Origin of the sequence: Pseudochelatococcus contaminans, assembly GCF_014195635.1 — a bacterium.
Classification (GTDB): Bacteria; Pseudomonadota; Alphaproteobacteria; order Rhizobiales; family Beijerinckiaceae; genus Pseudochelatococcus; species Pseudochelatococcus contaminans.
Genome location: NZ_JACICC010000003.1, coordinates 22,585 through 47,439, shown reverse-complemented (window position 1 = coordinate 47,439; position 24,855 = coordinate 22,585). Strand labels below are relative to the sequence as shown.

Sequence of the window (24,855 nt, the reverse complement as noted above, 5' to 3'; positions counted from 1 at the left end):
AGCCAGCAGAACGAATCGATGCGCCGGCAAACATCGCCGGGCCCTTTCCAGATTTTTTGGAACATTCGACATGCCGACCGATATTCTCATGCCCGCGCTGTCTCCGACCATGGAGAGCGGCAAACTATCTAAATGGCTTAAGAAAGAAGGCGACACCATCAAGTCCGGCGACATCATCGCCGAGATCGAAACCGACAAGGCCACTATGGAGGTCGAAGCGGTTGATGAAGGTGTGCTGGCAAAGATCCTCGTCCCCGAAGGCACCGAGGAAGTCGCCGTGAACACGCCGATCGCCGTCATCGCCGGAGAAGGCGAGGATGCGTCGGCCATTACGTCGGCGTCCTCCGCACCGGCGGCAACGCCTGCGCCTGCGCCTGCCGCCGAGGCTCCTGCCCCTGCTGCCGCGGCGTCTGTCCCAGCCGCACCGCGCGCGCCGGAGCCGGCAGCCGAGCCCGATCCGGAAGTGCCGCCCGGCACGGAATTCGTCAACCAGACGGTTCGCGAAGCCCTCCGCGATGCGATGGCAGAGGAAATGCGTCAGGACGACAACGTCTTCGTCATGGGCGAGGAAGTTGCCGAGTATCAGGGCGCCTACAAGATCACCCAGGGCTTGCTGCAGGAATTCGGCGACCGTCGCGTCATCGACACGCCGATCACCGAGCATGGCTTCACCGGCATCGCGGTCGGCGCGGCTTTCACCGGCCTGCGTCCTATCGTCGAGTTCATGACCTTCAACTTCGCCATGCAGGCGATTGACCAGATCATCAACTCCGCCGCCAAGACGCTTTATATGTCCGGTGGTCAGCTTGGCTGCCCCATCGTGTTCCGCGGCCCCAACGGCCCGGCGGCGCGTGTTGGCGCGCAGCACAGCCAGGATTATTCCTCGTGGTACAGCCACGTGCCCGGCCTCAAGGTCATCGCCCCCTATACGGCGGCGGATGCCAAGGGCCTGCTGAAGGCAGCGATCCGCGATCCGAACCCGGTCATCTTCCTTGAGAACGAAATCCTTTACGGTCACTCGTTCCCGGTGCCGAAGCTCGACGATTTCGTGTTGCCCATCGGCAAGGCGCGCATCGCCCGCCCCGGCAAGGATGTCACCATCGTCGCGTGGTCCTATGGCATGATCTATGCTCTTGAAGCAGCCGAAAAGCTTGCCGAAGAGGGCATCGACGCCGAGATCATCGACATGCGCACCCTGCGCCCGCTCGACACCGACACCGTGATCGCATCGGCCAAGAAGACCGGCCGCGTGGTAACCGTGGAACAGGGCTGGGGACAGTCCGGCGTCGGCTCGGAAATCGCCGCGCGTGTTCAGGAACTGGCCTTCGACTGGTTGGATGCGCCGGTTCTGCGCGTGTTCGGCAAGGATGTGCCGATGCCTTACGCCGCAAATCTCGAAAAGCTCGCCCTGCCTACCGCCGATGACGTTATCGCGGCGGTCAAGGCTGTCACCTATCGCTGAGGGAGGGTTTCATGTCCGTCAAGATTCTGATGCCTGCCCTGTCCCCCACGATGGAAAAGGGCAATCTGGCCAAGTGGCTCAAGCAGGAAGGCGACACCATCAAGTCCGGCGACATCATCGCCGAGATCGAGACCGACAAGGCCACCATGGAGGTCGAAGCGGTCGATGAGGGTGTGCTGGCGAAGATCATCGTCCCGGAAGGCACTGCCGATGTTCCGGTGAACGAGGTCATCGCGGTGATCGCCGAAGAGGGCGAGGACGTGGCGGCCGTCGCTGCGGCTGGAGCCGGCGCGGCCCCCGCCACTGCCGCGGCTTCTGCTCCGGCTGCGGAAGCGCCCCCTGCCCAGACGGCAGCCGCTGAAGCCGCCCCGGCCCCGACGGCCCAGTCTGCTGCTCCGGCAGCGGCTGCCGCCTCGCATGGCGAGCGCATTTTTGCTTCGCCGCTGGCACGCCGGTTGGCGAAGGAAGCGGGCATCGACATTGCCGCCATCAAGGGCACCGGCCCGCATGGCCGCATCATCGAGCGCGACGTTCAGTCGGCGGCAAAGGGTGGCGTGGCGCAGCAGGCCGCTGCTCCTGCAGCGGCAGCACCTGCTCCTGCCACGGCTCCCAAGCCCGCCCCGGCTGCCGGTGCTGGCGACGAGGCGGTGAAGAAGCTTTTCGCTCCCGACAGCTACGAAGAGCTGCCGAACGACAACATGCGCAAGACCATCGCGCGCCGGTTGCTCGAATCCAAGCAGACGGTTCCACACTTCTACCTGTCGGTGGATACGGAGCTCGACGCCCTGCTGGCGCTGCGCGAGCAGATCAACGCCGCCGCGCCGAAGGACAAGGACGGCAAGCCGGTCTACAAGGTGTCGGTGAACGACTTCGTCATCAAGGCACTGGCGTTGTCGCTGCGGCAGGTGCCGGACGCCAACGTGAGCTGGACGGATGCTGCCATCCTGCGCCACAAGGCCGTGGACGTGGGCGTGGCGGTTGCCATCCCCGGCGGACTGATTACGCCGGTGGTGCGCAATGCCGATATCAAGAGCATCTCCACCATCTCCAACGAGATGAAGGACTTCGCTGCGCGGGCCCGCGCCCGCAAGCTGCGCCCGGACGAGTATCAGGGCGGCTCCACGGCGGTATCGAACCTCGGCATGTTCGGCATCAAGAACTTCTCGGCGATCATCAACCCGCCGCACGCCACCATTCTGGCGGTCGGCGCGGGCGAGAAGCGCGTCGTGGTGAAGGATGGCGCGCCAGCAGTCGCGACGGTGATGACGGTGACGTTGTCCACCGATCATCGCGCGGTCGATGGCGCACTGGGCGCGGAACTGCTCGCCGCCTTTAAACCGCTGATCGAGAACCCGCTCGGCCTGCTGGTCTGATTCCGTGTCAACGCGGCCGGTCCGCCGGCCGCCGTCTTCTCCGGATAGCATGAGGCTGTCATGGCCAATTCCTACGACATTATCGTTATCGGCTCCGGCCCCGGCGGGTACGTCACCGCCATTCGCGCCGCCCAGCTCGGGTTCAAGACCGCGATCATCGAGCGGTCGCACCTCGGCGGCATCTGCCTGAACTGGGGTTGCATTCCCACCAAGGCTCTGCTGCGCTCCGCCGAAATTTATCACTACTTCCAGCATGCCAAGGACTATGGTCTTTCGGCGGACAACGTGCGTTTCGACGCTAAGGCCGTTGTCGAGCGTTCGCGCGGTGTGTCGAAGCAGCTCAACACGGGCGTCGGCTTCCTGCTGAAGAAGAACAAGGTCGATGTGATCTGGGGCGAGGCGACCATCGACGCGCCCGGTTCGATCACCATCTCGGCCACGCCGGATGCGCCGAAAGGCGCGCTGGGCGGCGGCACGTACAAGGCCAAGCACATCATCATTGCCACCGGCGCGCGTCCGCGCGTGCTGCCGGGTCTTGAGCCGGACAAGAAACTGGTCTGGACCTATTTCGAGGCCATGGTGCCACCGGCGATTCCGAAGTCCCTGCTGGTTGTCGGCTCGGGAGCAATCGGCATCGAGTTTGCTTCCTTCTACCGCACCATGGGCGCGGAAGTGACCGTGGTCGAGGTGTTGCCGCAGATCCTGCCGGCGGAAGATGCGGAGATCGCCGATCTCGCCCGCAAGCGCTTTGAAAAGCAGGGCATCAAGGTGCTGACCGGCACCAAGGTAACGAAGCTGGACAAGGGCGCGGACAGCGTCACCGCCACGCTGGAGACGCCGAAGGGCCCACAGACGATCACCGTGGATCGCGTGATTTCGGCGGTGGGCGTTGTCGGCAACATTGAGAATCTCGGCCTTGAAAAGCTTGGCGTGAAGACGGATCGCGGCACCATCGTCACCGATGGTCTGGGCCGCACCAACGTGCCCGGCATCTACGCCATCGGTGACGTCGCCGGCCCGCCCATGCTTGCCCACAAGGCCGAGCATGAGGGCACGCTGACGGTGGAAGCCATCAAGGGCCTGCCCGTTCATGCACTTGAAAAGACGCGCATTCCGGGCTGCACCTATTGCCATCCGCAGATCGCATCGGTCGGGCTGACGGAGGCGAAGGCCAAGGAAGCCGGTTACGACATTCGCGTTGGCCGCTTCCCGTTCGTCGGCAACGGCAAGGCGATTGCGCTCGGCGAACCGGAAGGTCTCGTCAAGACGATTTTCGAAAAATCGACGGGCCGCCTGCTCGGTGCGCATCTGATCGGCGCGGAAGTAACGGAGCTTATTCAGGGCTTCGTCATCGCGCTGAATCTGGAAACGACGGAGCAGGAACTCATCGACGCCGTCTTCCCGCACCCGACGCTTTCAGAGACGATCCACGAGAGCGTGCTCGATGCTTACGGGCGCGCGATCCACATCTAAAGCAGCCTGCGTTTGATCTGCCAAAACCGTGTTCCTGTTTCACCGAAACCGGAACACGGTCCAGTCAGGACGTCATGGTTCCCGGGTATTAAGAAGACGCATGGTGGAACGTATCGCCAAGCTTGGCGTTTATCAGTCACCTTGTAGTCAAACCGTGGGAGATGAATATGGCAGGCGTGGGTATTATTGGCGCAATCATCGTCGGTCTGCTGGCTGGCTGGATCGCGCAGAGTTTGATGGGTCGCGAGGGCGGACTTGTGTCGAGCCTCGTGATCGGTTTGATCGGCGCTTTCATCGGCCCGATCGTGTTGGGTGTTTTCGGCCTTTGGCAGGGTTCGGGGTTCATTCCCAGCCTCGTGGTGTCGACAATTGGCGCCATCGTCCTGTTGTTCATCGTGCGCGTGCTTCGACGCGCATAACCGTGTGATCTGACGCAGCCAGCGCTTGCTCTTGCAACCGCCTTGGTCATTGTCTAGATCATGGTGATTCAGAGCATTTGCAATCGGCGCCGTTTTGTGGCGAGATTGCAAAACCTTGAAATGCGGCGCGGGGCAAATCCGCGCCGCTTTTGCGCATCTTGAAACTGTGGAGGCGTCGGCATGGCGGTCGTTCTCGATATTCTGAATCGTGACCCGCGCCGCAAACTGAATACCGACGCCGCGCCTCGCGACGCGAAAACGGCTGACGCCAGGATAGCCGAAAAAGCCCGCCATCCCGAAAAGGCGCATAGGCCCGATCAGCCGATTGCGCGCAAGCCGGACTGGATTCGCGTCAAGGCTCCCGGCTCGCCCAAGTGGAACGAGACCAACCGCATCGTGCGCGAGAACAAGCTCGTCACCGTATGCGAGGAAGCCGGTTGCCCGAATATCGGCGAGTGCTGGGAAAAGAAGCACGCCACCTTCATGATCATGGGCGACACGTGCACACGCGCCTGTGCTTTCTGCAACGTGAAAACCGGCATGCCCCTGCCGCTTGACCGCGAGGAACCGGAGAGCGTTGCCAAGGCGGTCGAAAAGCTGGGACTGACGCACGTCGTTATCACGTCCGTAGACCGGGATGACCTCGCCGACGGTGGTGCGCAGCATTTTGCCGACGTCATCCACGCTATACGCCGACGCTCGCCGGCAACCACCATCGAAATTCTGACGCCGGACTTCCTGCGCAAGCCGGGAGCGCTTGAGGTCGTGGTCGCTGCGCGGCCGGACGTGTTCAACCACAATCTTGAAACCGTGCCGTCCAAGTATCTCAAGGTGCGGCCCGGCGCGCGCTACTTCCACTCGATCCGCCTGCTCCAACGGGTCAAGGAGATCGACCCCTCCATCTTCACCAAGTCCGGCATCATGGTCGGGCTTGGCGAGGAGCGCAACGAGGTGTTGCAGCTCATGGACGATCTGCGCTCGGCGGAGGTCGATTTCATAACGATCGGCCAGTATCTTCAGCCCACGCGCAAGCATCATCCAGTGATCCGCTTTGTGACGCCGGATGAGTTCAAGGCTTTCGAAACCACGGCCTATGCCAAGGGCTTCCTGATGGTGTCGTCGAGCCCGCTGACACGCTCGTCTCATCATGCCGGTGAGGATTTTGCCCGCCTCAAGGCTGCACGAGCAGCGCAGGTTGGCGGCTGATGCCATCGTTTCGGAATGAGAGGAAGGTTCCGCACTCCCCCGTTGCCATGTTCGATCTGGTGGCGGATGTCGAGCAATATCCGGCCTTTGTGCCCCTGTGCGAAAGCCTGACGGTGCGCCAACGCATCAACGGCGATGGAGGGGTGATGATACTCGTGGCCGATATGGGCATCGGCTACAAGGCCATCCGCGAGAACTTCACCACCCGCGTTACGCTGGATCGGCCAAGGTTGCGGATTTTGGTGGAGTATGTCGACGGGCCGTTCCGTTTTCTGGAAAATCGCTGGGCCTTCCGTACTGGAAGCGACGCGAACAGTTGCATCGTCGACTTCTACATTTCATATGAGTTCAAGAGCCGCACACTCGGCATGCTGATGGGCGCGGTCTTCGACAAAGCGTTCAAGAAGTTTTCGGACGCCTTCGCCACCCGCGCCGACAGCCTTTATGGCACCCTCCCCCCTCGCAGCTAATAATCAACTGCAAAGAACCTGACAAAAGCGAAGCGGTTCATATCCCGCTTGCTTTGTCTGTGCATTTTATGAAATTATATAACATTACATTTTTAGCAGGCATGCAGGCTTGGCAAAAAGCGTGTCGGGAGCGGTGGGCGCTCGATACGTTTTTTACGCAATTAATGCAGGGAGTTATTGGCAATGAACAAGGTGGCCAGCGGGCAGGAGCGTCTGGATGCGAAAAAGCCAATCCGGCAGCGCCCCGCCCGTGCCGATGTTGAAGCTGCGGTTCGCCTGCTGATCGAATGGGCCGGTGACGACCCGGACAGGGAAGGGCTGATCGACACGCCCGCGCGGGTGGTGCAGGCCTATGAGGAATTTTTCGACGGCTACAACACTGACCCCGCCGAACTTCTTGCCCGCACTTTTGAGGAAACCAACGACTACGACGACATGATCGTGCTTCGCAACATGCGGCTGGAATCGCATTGCGAACATCATGTCGTGCCGATCATCGGCAAGGTGCATGTCGCCTATCTTCCAGCCGGTCGCGTGGTCGGCATCAGCAAGATCGCCCGCGTGGTCGAGGCCTATGCAAAGCGCCTGCAAATTCAGGAAACTCTGACCTCGCAGATCGCGGATACCATCCAGAGCGTGCTGCGGCCACGCGGCGTGGCGGTGGTGATTGAGGCCGCGCATATGTGTATGACGACGCGCGGTGTGAGAAAGCCCGGCGTCAGCATGGTGACCCGCCGCCTGACCGGCGTTTTCCGGGACGATGTCAATCTGCGGCAGGAGTTTCTGTCTTCCCTGCCACAGGGCACGGCCTTTACGTGATGCCGGATGAGCACCGCCACTGGATGGCGCAGGCCATCGGGCTGGCGCGGGACATGCAAGGGTGGGTCTGGCCCAACCCGGCGGTGGGATGCGTGATCGTCCGGGACGGCGTGTGCGTCGGGCGCGGGCAGACGCAGATCGGCGGCCGCCCACATGCCGAGCGTGTGGCACTTGATGCAGCGGGCGCGCAGGCACGCGGCTCCACCCTCTATGTGACGCTCGAACCGTGCTGCCACTACGGCAAAACCCCGCCTTGCGCCGATGCGATCATCGAAGCCGGAGTGACGCATGTCCATGCCTCGCTGCAAGACCCGGACCCGCGCGTGAACGGCGGGGGATTTCGCAAACTGCGGGAGGCCGGAGTGACGGTGACAGTCGGCCCCGGAGCGGCGGAGGCGCAGGTCATCATGGCCGGTTTCTTCCACCGCATAGCGACCGGAAGACCGCTCGTCTCAACCGGAAGCGCCTTCGATGCTCACGAAAGCATCCCGGATGGTTTCGACGCCATGCTCATCAGCAAGGCCGGGCATATCAAGCTGGTGCTGCGGGCATCCGGACACCACCCAGCGGCCGAGACACTGCCCCATCCGTGCAATGCCGACGACCTGCTTGATCAGCTTGGCCGGCGTGGCCTCACCACCGTCTTTATCCCCGGCGGCGACCCGCTGCTACTGCTGCTTGCGCCTGCGATCGAGGCCCAGAGGCACCCGTCGCTGCCAGCATCTGCATATATCATGAGGCCCTGATGGCAAAAACGCATGTGACTGTGCTCAACGGTTTTCTGGGATCGGGCAAGACAACCCTTCTGAACGCCTTGCTGCATCAGGCGCGGAAGCGCAGCGACATTCGCCTTGCCGTCATCGCCAACGACATGGGCGAAATCGATATCGACGCCGATGTCATCGCCAACACCGACCTCGTTGGCGGCGAACGCAACAATTTCATATCAATCGACAGCGGCAGCCTGTCCAGTCGCCATATTCTGCCGCGTTTTCGCGAGGCGCTGGCGCGGCTGATCGCGGAGGATGGGCCAACCCATATTCTGGTCGAGACATCCGGCAGTACTCACCCCTGGCCGCTTGTCGAGGCCCTGCGCGACACGCCGGAGGTGGAACTGCACGGTTGTCTCGCGCTGATCGACAGCGTGATGCTGTTGCAGGACTTCGACAAAGGCCGGGGTGTCGTCGAGGGCTTGCAGCGCAATCTGGCGCAAGATCAGCAGGGAGTGGAAAACCTTCTGGCGGGACAGATCATGTTCGCCAACCGCCTTGTGCTGACCAAGACGGATCGCCTCCCCGATGGCGCGTTGCAGGAGATCGCGCAAGCCATCCACCCGCTCAATCCCTACGCGGACATAACCGGCATGAGCTGGGGCGGGCTGCGGCTCGACGATGTCTTCGCCATGCCGCCTTATGATTTCCATCGCGTCGCGCGGCTCGGTCAGGAATTCGCGCAGCAGGCTGATGACGGAGACGACCCTGCCGATCCGGCTGCATACCGCATCGTGTCACGCACGCTGAACGATCCGCGACCGTTTCATCCGCAACGGCTGTGGACCATCTACAACCGCTTTCTGGGCACGGGCATTCATCGCTCGAAAGGTTTCTTCTGGCTGCCCTCGCGGGATGACCAATGCCTGCTGTGGAATCAGGCCGCCGGATCGATCAACCTTGAAGTCGTCAGCTACTGGCGCATCGCGGCGCTGAGCGATCTGAGCCTGAAACTGACGCCGGAAGAGCGCACCGGACTCGCAGAGCGTCTTGCCGGCCTGTCGCCGGTGTTCGGTGACAGACGCTGCCAGCTCGTCATCATCGGACAGGAGCAGGAAATCGATCCTTTTGTCGATGCCTTAAAAACCTGTTTCTGTACGGAAGACGAGATCGTCGCATGGCAGCATGGAGAGCATTTCGAAGATCCATGGCCACGCGTGGATGCCTGACACGCTCATGCGCGGCTGACACCGCGAGCATCTTCAACCATCATCCCCGCATGCTTGTGTGGAGCACGCGGGGATGATGGACGTGAGCGGCTCCGATCAGCCGATGGCCATCAGGCTGGCGTTGCCGCCCGCCGCCGTGGTGTTGACGGACGTGGACACTTCTTCCAGCAACCAGTCGAGGTTGAAGGCATCGACGCCCTGCGCCAGCGCCGGGGAAGCAGCGGCCTGCACCAGCACCAGCGGGCCGGGCAGTTCGGCGATCCGGGCAGAGACCTCGGCCACACGCGCCGCATCGCCTTCAACGAGCGCGCCCGCATAAGGCCCATCCGCCTTCCAGTCCGTGCTCCAGGAAACGCGCACGGAAATATTGGGCGGCAGCTTCTCAAGCGTTTTCCGCAGGTTGGATCCTGCGTCGACGATTGCCTCGTTGCCCGTCGCCAGAACCGCTGCGACCTGCCGGATGAGGCCAATCTCGGTCTGCGGCACTAGCAGAATCTTGCCGCGCGGATGCAGCGCATAAAGATTACGCTCACCGACCGGGCCGGGCAGCTCCGTTTCAAGGCCGAGCCGCGAGCGCACCCCGGTTTCGCGAACCGCGGCAGCCAGTTCACCCTTGCCCTGACGGTCCAGCCAGGTGGCGAAATCGACGAACGCGGGATCGACGTGAATCGACCCCTCGCGCGGCAATGCCGGAGCCGTCTCGACCAGCCGGCCCAGATAGAGCGGGCCGCCCGCCTTCGGCCCTGTGCCGGAGAGGCCGCGCCCGCCAAACGGCTGCACACCCACGACCGCGCCGATGATGTTGCGGTTGATGTAGATGTTGCCCACCCGGATGCGGCCGGTGACATGGGCCACCGTTTCGTCAAGACGCGTATGCAGGCCGAAAGTCAGGCCGTAGCCAGTGGCGTTGATGTCGTCGATGACCCGGTCCAGATTCTCGCGCCGATAGCGCAGCACGTGCAGCACGGGGCCGAACACCTCGCGCTTGAGATCGGCAAGCGACGCAATCTCGACGATAGTCGGCGAAACGAAGGTGCCCTTCTGCGTTGCCGCCGGCAGATCGGTCTGCTCGACCTTCGCGCCAAGCCCGCGCATTGCCTCGACATGCCGGTCGATGATGCCTCTGGCTTCATCCGTGATGACCGGGCCGATATCGATGCTGAGCTTGTCCGTGCGGCCGATCGACAGTTCGTTCAGCGCACCCTTGAGCATGGTGAGGATGCGATCGGCCACCTCTTCCTGCAAGCACAGAACGCGCAAGGCCGAGCAACGCTGCCCAGCGCTGTCGAAAGCCGAAGCGATCACATCGAACACGACCTGTTCAGCCAGCGCCGAGGAATCGACGATAAGCGCGTTCTGGCCGCCAGTTTCGGCGATCAGCGGGACGGGTTTGCCGTTCGCCAGCGTACGCCGGGTAAGCTGCTTCTGAATCAGCCGCGCTACTTCCGTGGAGCCCGTGAACATCACGCCATTCACCTGCGGCGCGGCAACCAGCGCCGCACCGATTTTCCCGTCACCGGGCAGCAATTGCACGGCGTCGGCCGGGATGCCGGCCTCATGCAGGATGCGCACGCCCTCGGCGGCGATGAGCGGCGTTTCCTCGGCAGGCTTGGCCAGAACGGCATTGCCGGCCGCCAACGCCGCAGCGATCTGGCCGATGAAGATGGCCAGCGGGAAGTTCCACGGGCTGATGCAGACGATGGGTCCAAGCGGCTTCTGTGTGCCATCGAACGTCACACGCGCCTGCAAGGCATAATAGCGCAGAAAATCAATGGCCTCGCGCACTTCGGCAATAGCATTTGGCGCGGATTTACCAGCCTCGCGCATGATCAGGCCCAACAGCGTCGGCAGACGCTCCTGCATGATGTCGGCGGCGCGCTCCAGACGGCTGGCCCGCTCATCCGGCGTCACGCGCGACCAGGCATCAACCGCCTGCGCAGCGATTTCAGCGGCGCCCGCAACCTCGTTCTCAGCAATCTCCGTCACCGTCCCCACAACATCGCCGTGGTCCCCGGGATTGAGGATCGGGCGGCTAATGCCGGACACCGTCTTGCCCGCGACCAGAGGCGAAGCTGTCCACGCATGCGCGGCGCTGTCGCGCAGGGCCGTGCTGAGTTGCGCGAGCGTCCGCTCATCGGACAGGTCAAGACCGGCGGAATTCGGACGGCCGGGATAAAGATCGGCCGGCAGGGAAATCTGATCGTGGCGCGCACCCACCGGAGACGTGGCGCGCACGACATCCGCCGGATCGGCGATCAGATCCTCGACCGCCACGTTGCTGTCGCTGATACGGTTGACGAAGGACGAATTGGCGCCGTTTTCCAGCAGGCGCCGCACCAGATAGGCCAGCAGCGTTTCGTGCGTTCCCACCGGAGCATAGATGCGCGCAGGACGACCCAGTTTCTGCGGCCCGACGACCTCGTCATAAAGCGGCTCGCCCATGCCGTGCAGGCACTGGAACTCGAACTTGCCGACTTTGAAATCCGGCCCGGCGAGATGATAGATCGTTGCCAGCGTCTGGGCGTTATGCGTCGCGAACTGCGGGAAGACCACGTCGGTCGCGGCCAGCAGCTTGCGGGCGCAGGCGATATAGGAAAGATCGGTGTGCACCTTGCGCGTGTAGACCGGGAAATCCGACAGCCCGTCCACCTGCGCGCGCTTGATCTCGGCATCCCAGTAAGCGCCCTTCACCAGACGCACCATCACCCGGTGGCCCGTGCGGCGCGCCAGATCGATGATGAAGTCGAGCACAAACGGGCAGCGCTTGCCGTAGGCCTGCACGACGAAACCGATGCCTTCCCACCCGGCCAGATCCGGATCCTCGCACAGGCTCTGCAGCAGATCGAGCGACAGCTCAAGACGATCGGCCTCTTCCGCATCGATATTCAGGCCGATGTCGTATGTTTTGGAGAGTTGCGCCAGCGCCTTCACCTTGGGCAACAGCTCTTCCATCACGCGTTCGGCCTGCGCGCGGGAATAGCGCGGATGCAGCGCCGAAAGCTTGATCGAAATACCGGGGCCGGCATAAACACCGCGCCCTGCCGATGCCCGGCCGATGGCGTGGATGGCCTGTTCGTAGTCGCGATAGTAGCGGTCGGCATCCTCGGCGGTCGTCGCGGCCTCTCCGAGCATGTCATAAGAATAGCGGAAGCCGCGCTCCTCCAGCACCTGGGCGCGCTTCAACGCCTCCTCAATGGTCTCGCCGGTCACGAACTGCTCGCCCATCATGCGCATCGCCATATCGACGCCGCGACGAATGACCGGCTCGCCGCAACGGGCGATGAGACGCGTCAGCGCCGAGGACAGGCCATGCCCATCGACCGACCCGGTGAGCTTGCCGGTGACCACCAGCCCCCACGTCGCAGCATTGACGAACAGCGAACGCCCGCCGCCGACATGTGAGCGCCAGTCACCGTGAGCGATCTTGTCGCGAATGAGCGCGTCGCGCGTCGCGTTGTCGGGAATCCGCAGCAATGCTTCGGCAAGGCACATCAGCGCCACGCCCTCCTGGCTGGAGAGCGAATATTCGTGCACCAGCCCCTCGACGCCGGTGCCCTTGTGCTTGGCGCGCAGAGCCTCGATCAGCTTCCGCGCCGTAGCCTGCACGGCGGTAGCGGTTTCCGTGGGAAGGGTCGCCTGTTCAAGCAGCGTCGCGACACATTCGGCTTCCGGCCGGCGATAGGCGGCGGTGATCGCCTGGCGCAGCGGCCCCTGCTCCCGGACAGGGGGGGCGAAGGAGGCGAAAGGCGGCTGGTTTTCCGGGATATGGTTCATGATCACCTCTGTGCGCACGCTGGCCTGCCGGCCGGCGAAGGCATCTGCTGTTATGCTTCCAGCGCGTCGGGCGCCCTGAATTTATATTTAGCCGCAGCTTGCGTTCAATTCAGCTCGACCTGAGCGCAGGCTGCTTCGGGAAAAACGGGTGTTCGATATGTCGCCAGAGGCCGCGTGTCCGGCGAAGTCAGCGCGATTCCAGCCGTTGAGGCCGGATTTTCGCGCACCGCTCCATCGCGCATCGGGGCCTTTGATGCGAGCGGTATCTTATAGTGAGAAGCGTATTTACATATGCACCGAAATAACAAAAAATATCAGCCTGAAACACTTTTGTTCGGCAGGAATCGAGATGAAAATCACGCCCAAAGCGCCTTTCGCGGTCGATCTGGATAGGTACGACCTGAAGATCATCGAAGCTCTGGAGGAGGACGGCCGCATGCCGATCGCCACCCTCGCGGAGAGGATCGGCCTCTCCAAGAGCCCATGTCACACGCGCCTGAAACGGCTGATCGACGAGGGATACATCCTCGGCTTCAGAGCCGTGCTCGACCCACGCCGCGTCGGCCTCGATCATGTTGCCTATACCGAGGTAAAGCTCTCGGATACACGGGAAGAAGCGCTTACTAGCTTTAATGATGCTGTCCGAAAAATCCGCGAAGTGGAAGAGTGTCATATGATCGCAGGGCCATACGACTACCTGCTCAAGGTGCGCACCGCGAACATCCGGCGTTATCGGCAGGTGCTGGGCGAGAGCATATCCAGCCTGCCGCACGTCGCCAGTACCTCGACATTCATCGTCATGCAGGCGGTCAAGGAACCGGCGATTTCGGTGTGAGATCGCGCCGTCCGAAACATGACACCCACGCCGCCCCCGTCCGGTTGCAAGTTACGCGAGGAACCGATTATAGTCTGCCGTCGGAATGAGGTCGCTATTAATGTAGCTGTCTGAATAGATCGATTTTCAGGCTCACTCCAAGGCTAGAATCAAGCCTGCCTATAAATAAGGCACGAATAAAAACATTGGATCTGTCTATCGATACGTGTGAATGCATAAAACCAGATACGGTTGTACGATCATAAAAATGCTTTTATAGCTACTTCCAGAAAGACAGGATCATTCCTGTTTTGGAATTAAACAAAGATTGTCTGACTGAATACGGAGGAACTTCGATGATAAAGAAAACTATGCTCGCGCTGGCGACAGGCGTTTCGCTCGCTTTTGCATTTCCGGCATTTGCTCAGGATGTCCGCATCGGCCTGATGGCCGGCCTGACAGGTCCTTATGCCAGCGAAGGGCAGGACACCAAGAGAATCATCGAGTTGATGATCGAGGATCTGAACGCCAAGGGCGGGATCAACGGCAACAAGGTTCAGCTCGTCATCGAGGACGACGGTTCATCGCCGGGTACGGCTGCGACCGCTGCCACGCGTCTGGCCTCCACCAAGGTTCCCGCCGTCATCGGCACCTATGGTTCGGCCGTCACCGAAGCCTCCCAGGACATCTTTGACGAAGCCGGCATCGTCCAGATCGGCACGGGCTCGACCTCGATCCGCCTCACCGAAAAAGGCTACGAGCGCTTCTTCCGCACCGCGCCGCGCGACGACGAGCAGGGCCGCGTCGCCGAGGAAAGCCTCAACAAGCTGGGCTTCAAGACCGTCGCCATCCTGCACGACAGCACCGCCTACGCCAAGGGCCTCGCTGACGAACTCAAGGCGCAGATCGACAAGAACGGCCGCGTGAACACCGTGTTCTTCGACGCGCTTGTGCCGGGCGAGAGCGACTACTCGGTCGTGCTGACCAAGCTCAAGAGCGCCAATCCCGACGCGATCTTCTTTACCGGCTACTATCCTGAAGTCGGTCTGCTGCTGCGCCAGAAGAAGGAAATCGGTCTCGATGCGCCGATCATCGGCGGCGATGCGTCCAACCACGTCGATCTGATTAAGATCGCCGGCAAGGATGCGGCCAAGGGCTACCGCTTCATCTCCCCGCCCCTGCCGACCGATCTCGATACGCCTGTGACCAAGGAGTTCCTGGCGTCCTACAAGGCAAAGTACGGCACCTATCCCGGATCGATCTGGTCCGTCGCCAGCGGTGACGCCTTCATCGCCCTTGTCGAAGCCATCAAGGCCAAGGGTGCGGATTCCGAAGCTATCGCCGACTACCTGCATAACGACCTGAAGGACGTGCAGGGCCTTTCGGGCAAGATTTCCTTCAATGAAAAGGGTGACCGCGTCGGCGATCTCTACCGCCTGTACGAGGTCGATGGAGACGGCAACTTCGTCCTCCAGCCTGAATAAGCCGTTTCTTCCCTTGTTCAGCAGTACATGAGGCATGCCGGGCGCGGTCACAGTGATCGCCAAGATCACCAAGACAAGCGCCTGGCATCATCCGAAGAAACCGGAAGCTGTTCCGCAAGGAAACGGCTCCTACTCATGTGCCGTCAATTCAGATAGATCGCCATGGATATTTTCATCACCCAACTCAGCAATGGCCTGGCAATCGGTAGCATATATGCTCTTGTCGCATTGGGCTATACGATGGTCTACGGCATTTTGCGGCTGATCAACTTTGCCCACGGCGATCTTTTCACGATAGGCGCCTATTTCGGGTTGACGATCCTCGTCAGTTTCGCCCTTCAGGGCAATGTCAGCCCGCTGATCATTCCGTGGATACTCATCATCATGGCGGCGATCGGCGTCGCCATCATCGGCTTCCTGCTGGAACGCGTCGCCTACCGCCCCCTGCGTAATGCCAACCGGCTCGCGGCGGTGGTTTCGGCGTTCGGCGCGTCGATCTTCTTTGCCAATGCGCTGAAGCTGATTTACTCGCCGAACCGGCAATCCTATCCGGCGGATATCATCAACCTGCCGAACATTCCGATTTTCGGCGTCGATATTCAGTCGAAGCGCCTCATCATGTTTGGCACTGCCGTTCTTCTGATGGCGTTGCTCTACTGGTACATCAACCACACGCGCACCGGAACGGCGATCCGAGCCGTCGCCATCGATCAGGGCGCGGCGAAACTGATGGGCATCAACGTCAACAAGATCATCTCGCTGGTGTTCATCATCGGGCCGGCGCTCGGCGGCGCGGCGGGCGTGCTGATGGGGCTGTTCTACGGCCAGATCCATCCGGAAATGGGCTTCTCCTTCGGCCTGAAAGCATTCGTGGCGGCCATCATCGGCGGCATCGGCAACATTCCGGGCGCCATGCTGGGCGGTTTGCTGCTGGGCGTCGTGGAGGCAATTGCCGGCGGATATGTCTCCGGAAGCTGGAAAGACGCAATCGCCTTCGGAGCCCTCATCGTCATCCTGATTTTTCGCCCCACCGGCATTCTGGGCGAACGTGTTGCGGATAAAATCTGATGGAAGCTCTGAAACAAACACGCCACATCGGCTTCTGGACAGGCATCGTCTTCTTTGCACTGATGGCGGTTCTCGCAATCGCGCTTGAATCGAGCAGCGGCGGGAACACGTGGCTGCGCACGTTGAACAACATCGGCATCTTCACTGCCCTTGCCCTGTCCCTCAACATCATTCTGGGGCAGACGGGCCTGTTCAACATGGGCCACATCGCGTTCTTCGCGCTGGGCGCTTATGTGACTGCCGTCCTCAACTCCGTGCTGGGCTGGCCGATCATCTACACACTGCCGTTCGCGGCCTGCATCACGGCGCTGTTCGCGTTCGTGGTGGCTCTGCCGGTCATCCACCTGCGCGGCGACTATCTGCTGGTGGTGACGATCGGCATCAGTGAAATCCTGCGTATCGCCTTCGTTAACGACATCTTCGGTCTGACGCAGGGACCGAACGGCATCACGGGCATCCAACGCATCGAGCTGTTCGGCTACCGCTTCATGAGCCAGTTCGCGCAGTTTTATCTCATATGGGGTTTTGTCGCGATAACGGCGTGCCTGTTCTACTTCCTCGAACACTCGCGCTTCGGCCGTGCGCTGAACTACATCAAGTACGACGAGGTGGCGGCTTCGGGCAACGGCGTCAACATCGTCCGCTACAAGCTGATCGCCTTCGCGCTCGGCGCGTTCTGGGCCGGCATGGTCGGCACGATCTATGCGCCCTTCATCCGCACGATTTCGCCGGGTCTGTTCGAGTTCAAGGAATCGGTGCTGCTGTTCGCCATCGTGATCCTCGCCGGCGGCGGCAATATCGTCGGCATCGTTCTGGCGTCGTTCCTGCTGGTCGGCATGCGCGATGTCCTGACCATGTTCGGCGACTGGAGCATGCTGCTTTTCGGCCTGATGATGGTGGTCATCATGATTATCCGTCCGCAGGGCATCATGAAGCCGCGCCGTCGGCAGTATAACGCCGGCCATCTGGTCGGTAAGTTCCCCAGCGGGATCGGGAAGAAAGCAGGCCTGTCGGCCGGCAATCAGGCGGAGGTGGTGGAATGAGCCTTCTGTCACTCCAGAATGTCATCAAGAAATTCGGTGGCCTGACCGCGGTCAACGACGTCAGCTTCACCGTCGACGAGCAGTCTGTCGTCGGCCTCATCGGACCGAACGGCGCGGGAAAAACCACGGTCTTCAACTTGATCACCGGCAACTATGCGCCGCTGAGCGGCACGGTCACGTTCCGCGGCCAGGTCATCAATGGTCAGAAGCCCTACAAGATCGTGCAGCAGGGCATCGCCCGCACGTTCCAGAACATCCGTCTATTCCAGCAGATGAGCCTGCTTGAGAACGTGCTGGCCGGCCGGCATTGCCGGATGCACGCGGGCTTGTTCGCATCGATGTTCTGCCTGCCGTGGCAGCAGCGGGAGGAAAAGAGCGCCGTTGAGCGGGCCATGCAGGAGCTGGCCTTTGTCGGCCTTGATGCGGGATACGACAACGAGGCGGGCAACCTATCCTATGGCAACCAGCGCTTGCTGGAAATTGCCCGCGCATTGGCGACCGACCCGAAGCTGATCATTCTCGACGAGCCTGCGGGCGGCATGAACGATCAGGAAACCGCAGCCCTTACGGAGCTGATCGCCGCCATCCAGAAAAGAGGGATCACCGTCTTGTTGATTGAACATGACATGAATCTGGTGATGAACATCTGCCAGAAGCTCGTGGTTCTCGAATATGGCGCCAAGATTGCGGAAGGCACGCCTGAGGAAATCAAGTCCAATCCCAAGGTGATCGAGGCTTACCTCGGCACCAGCGACGACGAGTAAGCCATCATGAGCAATACGTCGTCCTATATCGAGATCAAGGATCTTGTCGTCAAATACGGCAAGGTCGAAGCCCTGCATGGCATCAGCCTGAACGTCAAGAAGGGTGAGATCGTCACTATTCTTGGCGCTAACGGTGCGGGAAAAACCACCCTGCTGGCCTCCATCAGCGGGCTGATCCGCCCCAGCTCCGGAACCATCCTGTTCGATGGTCAGCCGATCCAGAACATCGACAGCGCCGAGATCGTCAAACGCGGCATCATCCAGTCCCCCGAGGGGCGCCGGGTGTTTTCCACGCTGACGGTGTGGGAAAACCTTCTTCTGGGCGCATACACCAACCATGACAAGCAGAAGGAAAAGGACATCCTCGAATGGGTGTTCACCCTTTTCCCGCGCCTGAAAGAACGCCTCAAGCAGCTTGCCGGCACCCTCTCCGGCGGTGAACAGCAGATGCTCGCCATCGGCCGGTCGCTGATGGGCGACCCTAAATTATTGCTGCTGGATGAACCGTCGCTCGGACTGGCGCCGCTGGTCGTGCGTCAGATTCTGGCAGCGGCGAAGGAAATCAACGAGCGCGGCGTCACCGTCATGCTCGTCGAGCAGAATGCCGTGGCCGCCCTGAAAATCGCCAACCGCGGTTATGTCATCGAGGTCGGGCGCATCGTCATGGACGGCGAGGCGCATGCGCTGATGCACAACCCCGAGATTCAAAAGGCCTATCTCGGCGGCTGAACCCCATCGGCACAGGTATAAAAACAATGGCCCCGGCTTCGATGAAGCCGGGGCCATTGTTTTTCAAAAGCCTGTCGACGCGAAGACCAGAGGCCTCCGATCACTGACGCCGCATCAGATGATCAGCTCGATGTCGGACGCATTGACCTGGCCCACGCCGATGAAACCGAAGCTGATTTCAGATCCCGATGCGATGCCGCCGTTCCAAGCCGCGTTGCCGATGATGTAACCCTGATCGGTGCGGGAAATGATTTCAGCGTTCCAGATATTGGCGATGTCGTTATCCAGCCCGATCTCGATCTGCCAACCCTGAATGGCGGCACCCTCGTTGCGGATAACCACATTCGCGTTAAAACCCGCACTCCATGAATCGACCAGCGCCAGCGAAGCGTCAAGCCCGTCCACGGGCTCGGGCTGAGGCTGAGGCTCTGGCTGCGGTTCAGGTTCGGGTTGAGGTTCCGGCTGCGGGGTCGGCTCGGTTGGCGTGCCGTCATCGTTGACGATGGTCCCGATGCCGGTGCCGACACCGATCGTTGCGCCCGTGGCATTGGTCAGCACGACACTGAACTGTTCGTCGGCCTCTGCAATGAGATCCGGCTTGATGGCTACGACAATGGTTTTGCTCTGCTCGCCGGGCTCGAACACCACCGTACCGCTCGTCGACGTGAAATCAGCCGTCGAGGCCGTGCCTGCAACAGTATGATAATCCACGCTGACCTGCTCGTCGGCCGGCTCGGACAGGGTCACGAGGAACTCGGCGAAAACCGGCGTCTGCTCGCCCGTTTCCCCGCCGGTGACATCGGTGTCGAAGTCGAACTGGATCGGCTGGAGATAGGCCAGCTTGTCGGCATTCACCGTCGTCCAGTCGTCGTTAAGGATGCCGCCGGTGTCCCCGGAGTTCGGATTCCACGACCAGAAGGTCCAGCTGATGCCCTTGTCGCCCGCGGGAATGTCCGAGGTGCCGTCATTGTTGAAATCGCCGGCCAGGTAAGCCGTGATAGCGTCAAGCCACGGAGCGTCCTTGGGATCGATCAGCTTGGTTCCGAACTCGCCGAGATAGACCGGCGCAATGCCCTCGCGGTAGATAAAGCCCCATGCCTCATCGAAAACGGATTCCAGATTGGCGGGGAAATCCGCGCCCTGGAACCACGACTGCGGGAAGACGGAATTGGGATAGTCGTGCGGCGAGTAGACGAGCTTGTTGTCGACATCAAGCTCGACCGGCCGGTCGCGGACGCCGGCGAGATTGCCGCCCCACCAGTAGTTCTGCCCCTCATACGTGGCCACACCTTCGACGAAGATGAGCCAGTCGGGATTGACCGTGCCGATGGCATTGCCCGCGCGCTCGGCTGCGGCTGCCCAGTCGGTAGCCCCGCCGCCACCCCAGGTGCCGGCATGCGGCTCGTTGTGAAGATCGGCACCGATCACGGTCGTATCGTCGGCATAACGGGCGGCAAGCGCCTGCCAATCCGCGATCCATGCGGCTTCGGTATAGGCATCGTTGTACCAGAGGCCATTGCCGGACGCGCCCGCACCAGCCTCGCTGCGGTGGTGATCGAGGATGACCTTCAGCCCGACCTCCCCCGCGTATTCGATGATCTTGTCCATGACCTCAAGGCCACTGAGGCCTTGAAGATCGGCGTTCTTGGAAAAATCGATGCCGTTGGGAGCCGTGGACGTATGCAGCAGCTCGCTGGAAAACGGCAACCGGATGGTGTTGAAACCTTCATCCTTGATCTGCTCGATCATTTCCTTATAGCCGCGCGCCCACAGGCCGTGCGGGGCAAAATTCCCCGACTCGAGACCGAACCAGTTCACTCCGGAAATCTGCACGCTGTTGCCATCGGCATCGACAATCTGGTTGCCGGATGTGCTGAGCCAGCCCGAGGCGGCGGAGCCGGCTGCCGGATCGCCCTCCACCACCGTCGCGTTGCCGATGCTGACCACCGGCAGGATGGCCGGCGCGGGCGCCTCGTCGTCATTGAGAATGATGCCGGTCGCCGTGCCGGTAGCGATGGTCGCACCTTCCGCCGCAGACAGCACGAGGTTCAGGTACTCGTCCGGCTCGAACAGCGTATCGCCATGAACCTCGACATGGATGGTTTTGGAGGTCTCGCCTTCCGCGAAAACCAGCGTGCCCGCAATAGCGGCATAATCCGAACCTGCCAGCGCGGTGCCGTCAAGCGTGTTGTAGTCAACACTGACAGGGCCTTGCGTATCGCCGGAACGGGTAACCGTGAAGACAAGCTCGGACACGCCGTCATCGCCTTCGACCACAGACGCGTCGGCAACCGACAGCGCCGGCAGCGGCACGGGCGGTTCGACTTCTTCGCCGTTGAGCACGAGATTGACGGCTGTGTTGCCGCCGGGACCGGGAACCGCCTGAAAACCGAAGTTGACGGACTGCCCCGCCGGTACGTTCGCATTCCAGCTCAGGTTGCGCAGCGTATAGAGATTGCCCTCCCGGCTGACGATCTCCGCGCCCCAGATATTGGTGATATCGAAGTCCGCCTCAAACGTGAGGGTCCAGCCCTCCAGCCCGGCAGAGCCGCCGGAGATGCTTATGTTGCCTATAAACCCGGCTCCCCAATCGTCGCCAATATTATAGATCGCTGCGCTCATGACCGGCACCTCTCCTCATGATGTGTCGATTGAGGCGGAAAAGCATCATCGCCCCCGATTGAATACACTATATATTCCATCAAAAGGTGCGGCAGTCATGTGACATGGCGAGAACTGACATAGCGAGAACTAACATGGCGAGAACGCCCCGCAATCGATGAAGACTCGATAGCCGGCCCGCGCATCCATTCCGGGGAACAGGTGCGCGGGCCGGTTGAGAGCGTTTCGGGATTACGGCGCAGGCGGGGCGGCGTGTCCCTCGTCACCAGCCTTGGGCGGGGCCGATCCGAACCGGCTCTTCACCTTTTCACGCAGCGACTGGAAGGTGACGTAAAGCATCGGAATGAGGAAGATTCCGAACAGGGCCGCGGCGATCATGCCCGCGAACACCGGCGTCGAGACGTTGTGACGGGCAATCTGGGAAGCGCCGTTCGCCCACACCAGCGGCACGAGGCCGAGGATGAAGGCGATGGAGGTCATCATCACCGCGCGGAAACGCAGTTTCGACCCCATGATCGCCGCTTCCTTGATATCGAGCCCGGCCTCGCGCTTGTCCTTCGCGAACTCGATGATCAGGATGCCGTTCTTCGCCGCAAGCGCGATCAGCACGACAAAACCGATCTGCGCATAGAGATCCAGCGTCAGGTCGAAGATCAGCAGGCCGATGAACGCCCCCATGATGCCGACCGTCACCGAGAGCAGCACCGGCACGGGAATGGTCCAGCTTTCGTAAAGGCCGACAAGGAACAGGTAGGCGAACAGGATGGCCAGCCCCATGATGATCGCGGTCTGGCCACTGGTGCCCTGCTCTTGATATGCGGTGCCCGTCCACTCGAAGCTGTAGCCGTCCGGCAGGGTTTTGTTCGACACCTCCTCCATGGCCAGCATCGCCTCGCCGGAAGAGATGCCGGGGGCGGGACTGCCATCGATCGTGACCGAGCGGTAGTTGTTGTAGCGGGTGATGACCTGCGGCCCCACTTCCGTACGCGTGGTCGCGATGGACCGCAGCGGTACCATGGTGCCCTTGTCGTTGCGCACGTAGATGTTCCACAGGGCATTCACGTCGCGGCGATCCGCGGCATTGCCCTGCAGGTTCACCTGCCACGTGCGGCCATACAGGTTGAAGTCGTTGATGTAGGAGCCGCCGAGCGTCGCCTGCACGGTGGAGAAGATATCGCCGACACTGACACCCAGCGCCTGCGCCTTCTCGCGGTCGATATCCAGATAGATCGATGGCGTCGAGGAGCGGAAGGTGGTGAACACGCGTGACAGGCGCTCGTCCTGATTGGCCGCCGACACCAGCGCCTGAACCACGCTGGCCATTTCGGCCGGATCGGCGCCTTCCAGGTTCTGGAGCTGATACTCGAAGCCGCCGCTCGTCGACAGGCCGATGACCGGCGGGAGATTGAGCGGCAACACGCTGGCGGAACGGATCTGCGTCGAAGCGGCGAAAACCTCGCGGATGAGTGTCTGCACGGAATCCTGCGCTGTCGGCCTGTCGGCGAAGTCCTTGAGCGTGACGACGACATAGGCCGCGTTGCTCGCCGAATAACCGTCGAGGAACGAATAGCCGATGATCGAGGTGACATGCTCGACCTGCGGCATCTTGCGGATGATATCCTCGACGCTCTTGGTCACTTCCCGCGTGCGGTTGGTGGAAGCGCCATCCGGCAGCTGGATGTTGACGAAGAACGCGCCCTGATCCTCCTCGGGCAGGAAGCCCGTCGGGGTGAGTTTGGACAGGGAGACGACACCGAAAGCCAGCGCCGCCACGGCAACGAGCGACAGCGCCGATACGCGCACCAGCCGCCCCACCAGCGACGCGTAACCGTCGCGCACATTATCGATGCGCTTGCTGATCCAGCCCAGCAAGCCACGCTTGGGGCCACCATGACGCAGCAGCACGGAGCACAGCGCCGGCGACAGCGTGAGCGCGTTGATGGCCGAAATCACCATCGACACGCTGATGGTGACGGCAAACTGGCGGAACAGCTCGCCGGAAATGCCCGGAATGAAACCGATGGGCACGAACACGGACAGCAGCACCAACGTCACCGCCACAATCGGCGCAGTCACCTCGTTCATGGCCTTTTCGGCCGCCTGCGCGGGCGTCAGATCCGGCTCTTCCTCCATCACGCGCTCGACGTTCTCGACCACGACGATGGCGTCATCCACCACGATGCCGATGGCCAGCACCAGCGCCAGCAGCGACACCGTATTGGCTGAAAAGCCCAGCGCCAGCAGCACCGCGAAAGTGCCGACGAGGCTCACCGGCACCGCGATGATCGGGATCAGCGTGGCGCGCACGCTGCCAAGGAAGAGAAACACCACGATAGCCACGAGGACGAAAGCCTCGAACAGCGTCTTGATGACTTCCTCGATGGTCGCATTGACGAAAACGGTGGTGTCGAAAACGATCTGCGAGCGCATCCCCTCGGGATAGCGTTTGGACAGATCGTCGAGCGTCGTCGCAATCGCATTTGCCGCGTTGATCGCGTTGGCGCCGGGAGCCTGATAGATGCCGATGGCGACGGCTTCTCCACCGTCGAGGCGGCTGGTGGTGTCCTGGTTCTGGGCACCCAGTTCAATGCGGGCGACATCCTTCACGCGCAGCACGGAGCCATCCGGGTTGGCGCGCAGAATGATGTTGCCGAATTCCTCGGATGTCGTCAGGCGGCCCTTCGTGGAGACGTTGAACTGAAACTGCTGATCGTCCGGCACGGGCTGCGCGCCTATGCGCCCCACGGGGGCCTGCACGTTCTGGGCCGCGATGGCGCGGGTGATGTCGGATGGCATCAGGCCAAGGCTGGTCAGGCGCTCGATATCGAACCAGATCCGCATCGAATAGTTCATGCGGCCGAACAGCGATGCCGATCCGACGCCCGGCGTGCGGGCGAGATTATCGAGAATGTTGATCGTGGCGTAGTTGGTGAGAAAAAGCTGATCGTGCTCGGGATTGTCGCTCGACAGCATGATGAACTGCAGGATCGATGACGACTGCTTCTGCACCGTCAGGCCCTGCTGTTGCACTTCCGGCGGCAGGCTGGCGAGCGCGGTCTGCACACGGTTGTTGACGTTGACCGTGTTCATGTCCGGGTCGGAGCCCAGCTCGAAGCTCACCGTGAGGTTGTAGGAGCCGTCCGCGCCGCTGGTGCTCTTCATATAGAGCATGTTGTCGACGCCGATGACCTTGGCTTCGAGCGGCTGCGCCACCGAGGTTTCCACCACATCGGCGGACGCGCCGGGATAGAAACCGCTGACCTTGACCTGGGGCGGAACGATGTCCGGCAACTGCGACACGGGAATGCGCGTCAATGCCAGCAGACCGGCGATGGAGATGACGATCGCGATGACGATCGCAAGCCGTGGCCGGCGGATGAAGACCGATGAGATCAT

The 24,855-nt window shown here is 61.6% G+C and carries 18 protein-coding genes; 15 read left to right on the top strand and 3 right to left on the bottom strand.

Translation table 11 applies throughout. From position 1 onward, the window contains the following. Nucleotides 1–70: 70 nt before the first annotated feature. From FHS81_RS06735 to FHS81_RS06695, 9 genes are all read left to right on the top strand, one after another. The gene (locus FHS81_RS06735; RefSeq protein WP_183751334.1) at nucleotides 71–1,462 is read left to right on the top strand and encodes a pyruvate dehydrogenase complex E1 component subunit beta; all 1,392 of its coding nucleotides are present in this window, start codon (nucleotides 71–73) and stop codon (nucleotides 1,460–1,462) included. Nucleotides 1,463–1,473: 11 nt separating this feature from the next. Further along, nucleotides 1,474–2,835 (top strand): pyruvate dehydrogenase complex dihydrolipoamide acetyltransferase, encoded by a 1,362-nt coding sequence (locus FHS81_RS06730; RefSeq protein ID WP_183751333.1) that lies wholly within the window; start codon nucleotides 1,474–1,476, stop codon nucleotides 2,833–2,835. A 60-nt stretch (nucleotides 2,836–2,895) separates the two neighbouring features. Further along, on the top strand, nucleotides 2,896–4,308 hold the full coding sequence (gene lpdA / locus FHS81_RS06725) for a dihydrolipoyl dehydrogenase (protein ID WP_183751332.1): 1,413 nt from the start codon (nucleotides 2,896–2,898) through the stop codon (nucleotides 4,306–4,308). Between the two features lie 167 nt (nucleotides 4,309–4,475). Beyond that, complete coding sequence (locus FHS81_RS06720) at nucleotides 4,476–4,727, top strand: GlsB/YeaQ/YmgE family stress response membrane protein (RefSeq protein WP_183751331.1); 252 nt, start codon at nucleotides 4,476–4,478, stop codon at nucleotides 4,725–4,727. Between the two features lie 180 nt (nucleotides 4,728–4,907). After that, nucleotides 4,908–5,933, top strand: a complete 1,026-nt coding sequence (lipA, locus tag FHS81_RS06715) for a lipoyl synthase (RefSeq protein WP_183751330.1) — start codon at nucleotides 4,908–4,910, stop codon at nucleotides 5,931–5,933. Continuing rightward, nucleotides 5,933–6,403, top strand: a complete 471-nt coding sequence (locus FHS81_RS06710) for a type II toxin-antitoxin system RatA family toxin (RefSeq protein WP_183751329.1) — start codon at nucleotides 5,933–5,935, stop codon at nucleotides 6,401–6,403. Before lipA ends, FHS81_RS06710 begins: the two co-directional genes overlap by 1 nt. 183 nt (nucleotides 6,404–6,586) lie before the next feature. Beyond that, nucleotides 6,587–7,222: a GTP cyclohydrolase I FolE gene (gene folE / locus FHS81_RS06705; RefSeq protein WP_183751328.1), complete on the top strand. Its 636-nt coding sequence runs from the start codon at nucleotides 6,587–6,589 to the stop codon at nucleotides 7,220–7,222. Beyond that, entirely contained in the window at nucleotides 7,222–7,968 is a 747-nt protein-coding gene (ribD, locus tag FHS81_RS19345; RefSeq protein WP_210281585.1) for a bifunctional diaminohydroxyphosphoribosylaminopyrimidine deaminase/5-amino-6-(5-phosphoribosylamino)uracil reductase RibD, read from the top strand. Before folE ends, ribD begins: the two co-directional genes overlap by 1 nt. Further along, the gene (locus tag FHS81_RS06695) at nucleotides 7,968–9,161 is read left to right on the top strand and encodes a CobW family GTP-binding protein (protein ID WP_183751327.1); all 1,194 of its coding nucleotides are present in this window, start codon (nucleotides 7,968–7,970) and stop codon (nucleotides 9,159–9,161) included. The genes ribD and FHS81_RS06695 overlap by 1 nt, the downstream gene beginning before the upstream one ends. 96 nt (nucleotides 9,162–9,257) lie before the next feature. On the opposite strand, the gene putA is transcribed toward FHS81_RS06695, so the two are convergent. Then, nucleotides 9,258–12,935 (bottom strand): trifunctional transcriptional regulator/proline dehydrogenase/L-glutamate gamma-semialdehyde dehydrogenase, encoded by a 3,678-nt coding sequence (putA, locus tag FHS81_RS06690; RefSeq protein ID WP_210281584.1) that lies wholly within the window; start codon nucleotides 12,933–12,935, stop codon nucleotides 9,258–9,260. A 349-nt stretch (nucleotides 12,936–13,284) separates the two neighbouring features. Between putA and FHS81_RS06685 the strand changes: the two genes are divergently transcribed. From FHS81_RS06685 to FHS81_RS06660, 6 genes are all read left to right on the top strand, one after another. Continuing rightward, nucleotides 13,285–13,770, top strand: a complete 486-nt coding sequence (locus FHS81_RS06685) for an Lrp/AsnC family transcriptional regulator (protein WP_183751326.1) — start codon at nucleotides 13,285–13,287, stop codon at nucleotides 13,768–13,770. A 335-nt stretch (nucleotides 13,771–14,105) separates the two neighbouring features. Next, the gene (locus tag FHS81_RS06680; protein WP_183751325.1) at nucleotides 14,106–15,233 is read left to right on the top strand and encodes a branched-chain amino acid ABC transporter substrate-binding protein; all 1,128 of its coding nucleotides are present in this window, start codon (nucleotides 14,106–14,108) and stop codon (nucleotides 15,231–15,233) included. A gap of 162 nt (nucleotides 15,234–15,395) precedes the next feature. Beyond that, on the top strand, nucleotides 15,396–16,301 hold the full coding sequence (locus tag FHS81_RS06675; protein WP_183751324.1) for a branched-chain amino acid ABC transporter permease: 906 nt from the start codon (nucleotides 15,396–15,398) through the stop codon (nucleotides 16,299–16,301). Then, nucleotides 16,301–17,344, top strand: coding sequence for a branched-chain amino acid ABC transporter permease (locus FHS81_RS06670; RefSeq protein WP_183751323.1), 1,044 nt, complete (start codon nucleotides 16,301–16,303; stop codon nucleotides 17,342–17,344). The genes FHS81_RS06675 and FHS81_RS06670 overlap by 1 nt, the downstream gene beginning before the upstream one ends. Next, nucleotides 17,341–18,108: an ABC transporter ATP-binding protein gene (locus FHS81_RS06665; RefSeq protein WP_183751322.1), complete on the top strand. Its 768-nt coding sequence runs from the start codon at nucleotides 17,341–17,343 to the stop codon at nucleotides 18,106–18,108. The genes FHS81_RS06670 and FHS81_RS06665 overlap by 4 nt, the downstream gene beginning before the upstream one ends. Before the next feature lie 6 nt (nucleotides 18,109–18,114). Continuing rightward, entirely contained in the window at nucleotides 18,115–18,837 is a 723-nt protein-coding gene (locus FHS81_RS06660; protein WP_183751321.1) for an ABC transporter ATP-binding protein, read from the top strand. A gap of 114 nt (nucleotides 18,838–18,951) precedes the next feature. Here FHS81_RS06660 and FHS81_RS06655 read toward each other — a convergent pair whose 3' ends face one another. Continuing rightward, complete coding sequence (locus FHS81_RS06655; RefSeq protein ID WP_183751320.1) at nucleotides 18,952–21,459, bottom strand: cellulase family glycosylhydrolase; 2,508 nt, start codon at nucleotides 21,457–21,459, stop codon at nucleotides 18,952–18,954. Between the two features lie 231 nt (nucleotides 21,460–21,690). Continuing rightward, complete coding sequence (locus FHS81_RS06650) at nucleotides 21,691–24,855, bottom strand: efflux RND transporter permease subunit (protein ID WP_183751319.1); 3,165 nt, start codon at nucleotides 24,853–24,855, stop codon at nucleotides 21,691–21,693.

Excerpts from the sequence above, each read along its gene's own strand:
- lipA (WP_183751330.1), top strand. The coding sequence starts at position 4,908 with ATGGCGGTCGTTCTCGATATTCTGAATCGTGACCCGCGCCGCAAACTG.
- FHS81_RS06695 (WP_183751327.1), top strand. The coding sequence starts at position 7,968 with ATGGCAAAAACGCATGTGACTGTGCTCAACGGTTTTCTGGGATCGGGC.
- FHS81_RS06720 (WP_183751331.1), top strand. The coding sequence starts at position 4,476 with ATGGCAGGCGTGGGTATTATTGGCGCAATCATCGTCGGTCTGCTGGCT.
- FHS81_RS06660 (WP_183751321.1), top strand. The coding sequence starts at position 18,115 with ATGAGCAATACGTCGTCCTATATCGAGATCAAGGATCTTGTCGTCAAA.
- FHS81_RS06650 (WP_183751319.1), bottom strand. The coding sequence starts at position 24,855 with ATGATCTCATCGGTCTTCATCCGCCGGCCACGGCTTGCGATCGTCATC.
- FHS81_RS06710 (WP_183751329.1), top strand. The coding sequence starts at position 5,933 with ATGCCATCGTTTCGGAATGAGAGGAAGGTTCCGCACTCCCCCGTTGCC.
- FHS81_RS06655 (WP_183751320.1), bottom strand. The coding sequence starts at position 21,459 with ATGAGCGCAGCGATCTATAATATTGGCGACGATTGGGGAGCCGGGTTT.
- FHS81_RS06675 (WP_183751324.1), top strand. The coding sequence starts at position 15,396 with ATGGATATTTTCATCACCCAACTCAGCAATGGCCTGGCAATCGGTAGC.
- putA (WP_210281584.1), bottom strand. The coding sequence starts at position 12,935 with ATGAACCATATCCCGGAAAACCAGCCGCCTTTCGCCTCCTTCGCCCCC.
- FHS81_RS06685 (WP_183751326.1), top strand. The coding sequence starts at position 13,285 with ATGAAAATCACGCCCAAAGCGCCTTTCGCGGTCGATCTGGATAGGTAC.
- FHS81_RS06680 (WP_183751325.1), top strand. The coding sequence starts at position 14,106 with ATGATAAAGAAAACTATGCTCGCGCTGGCGACAGGCGTTTCGCTCGCT.
- FHS81_RS06665 (WP_183751322.1), top strand. The coding sequence starts at position 17,341 with ATGAGCCTTCTGTCACTCCAGAATGTCATCAAGAAATTCGGTGGCCTG.
- folE (WP_183751328.1), top strand. The coding sequence starts at position 6,587 with ATGAACAAGGTGGCCAGCGGGCAGGAGCGTCTGGATGCGAAAAAGCCA.
- FHS81_RS06735 (WP_183751334.1), top strand. The coding sequence starts at position 71 with ATGCCGACCGATATTCTCATGCCCGCGCTGTCTCCGACCATGGAGAGC.
- FHS81_RS06730 (WP_183751333.1), top strand. The coding sequence starts at position 1,474 with ATGTCCGTCAAGATTCTGATGCCTGCCCTGTCCCCCACGATGGAAAAG.
- lpdA (WP_183751332.1), top strand. The coding sequence starts at position 2,896 with ATGGCCAATTCCTACGACATTATCGTTATCGGCTCCGGCCCCGGCGGG.
- FHS81_RS06670 (WP_183751323.1), top strand. The coding sequence starts at position 16,301 with ATGGAAGCTCTGAAACAAACACGCCACATCGGCTTCTGGACAGGCATC.
- ribD (WP_210281585.1), top strand. The coding sequence starts at position 7,222 with ATGCCGGATGAGCACCGCCACTGGATGGCGCAGGCCATCGGGCTGGCG.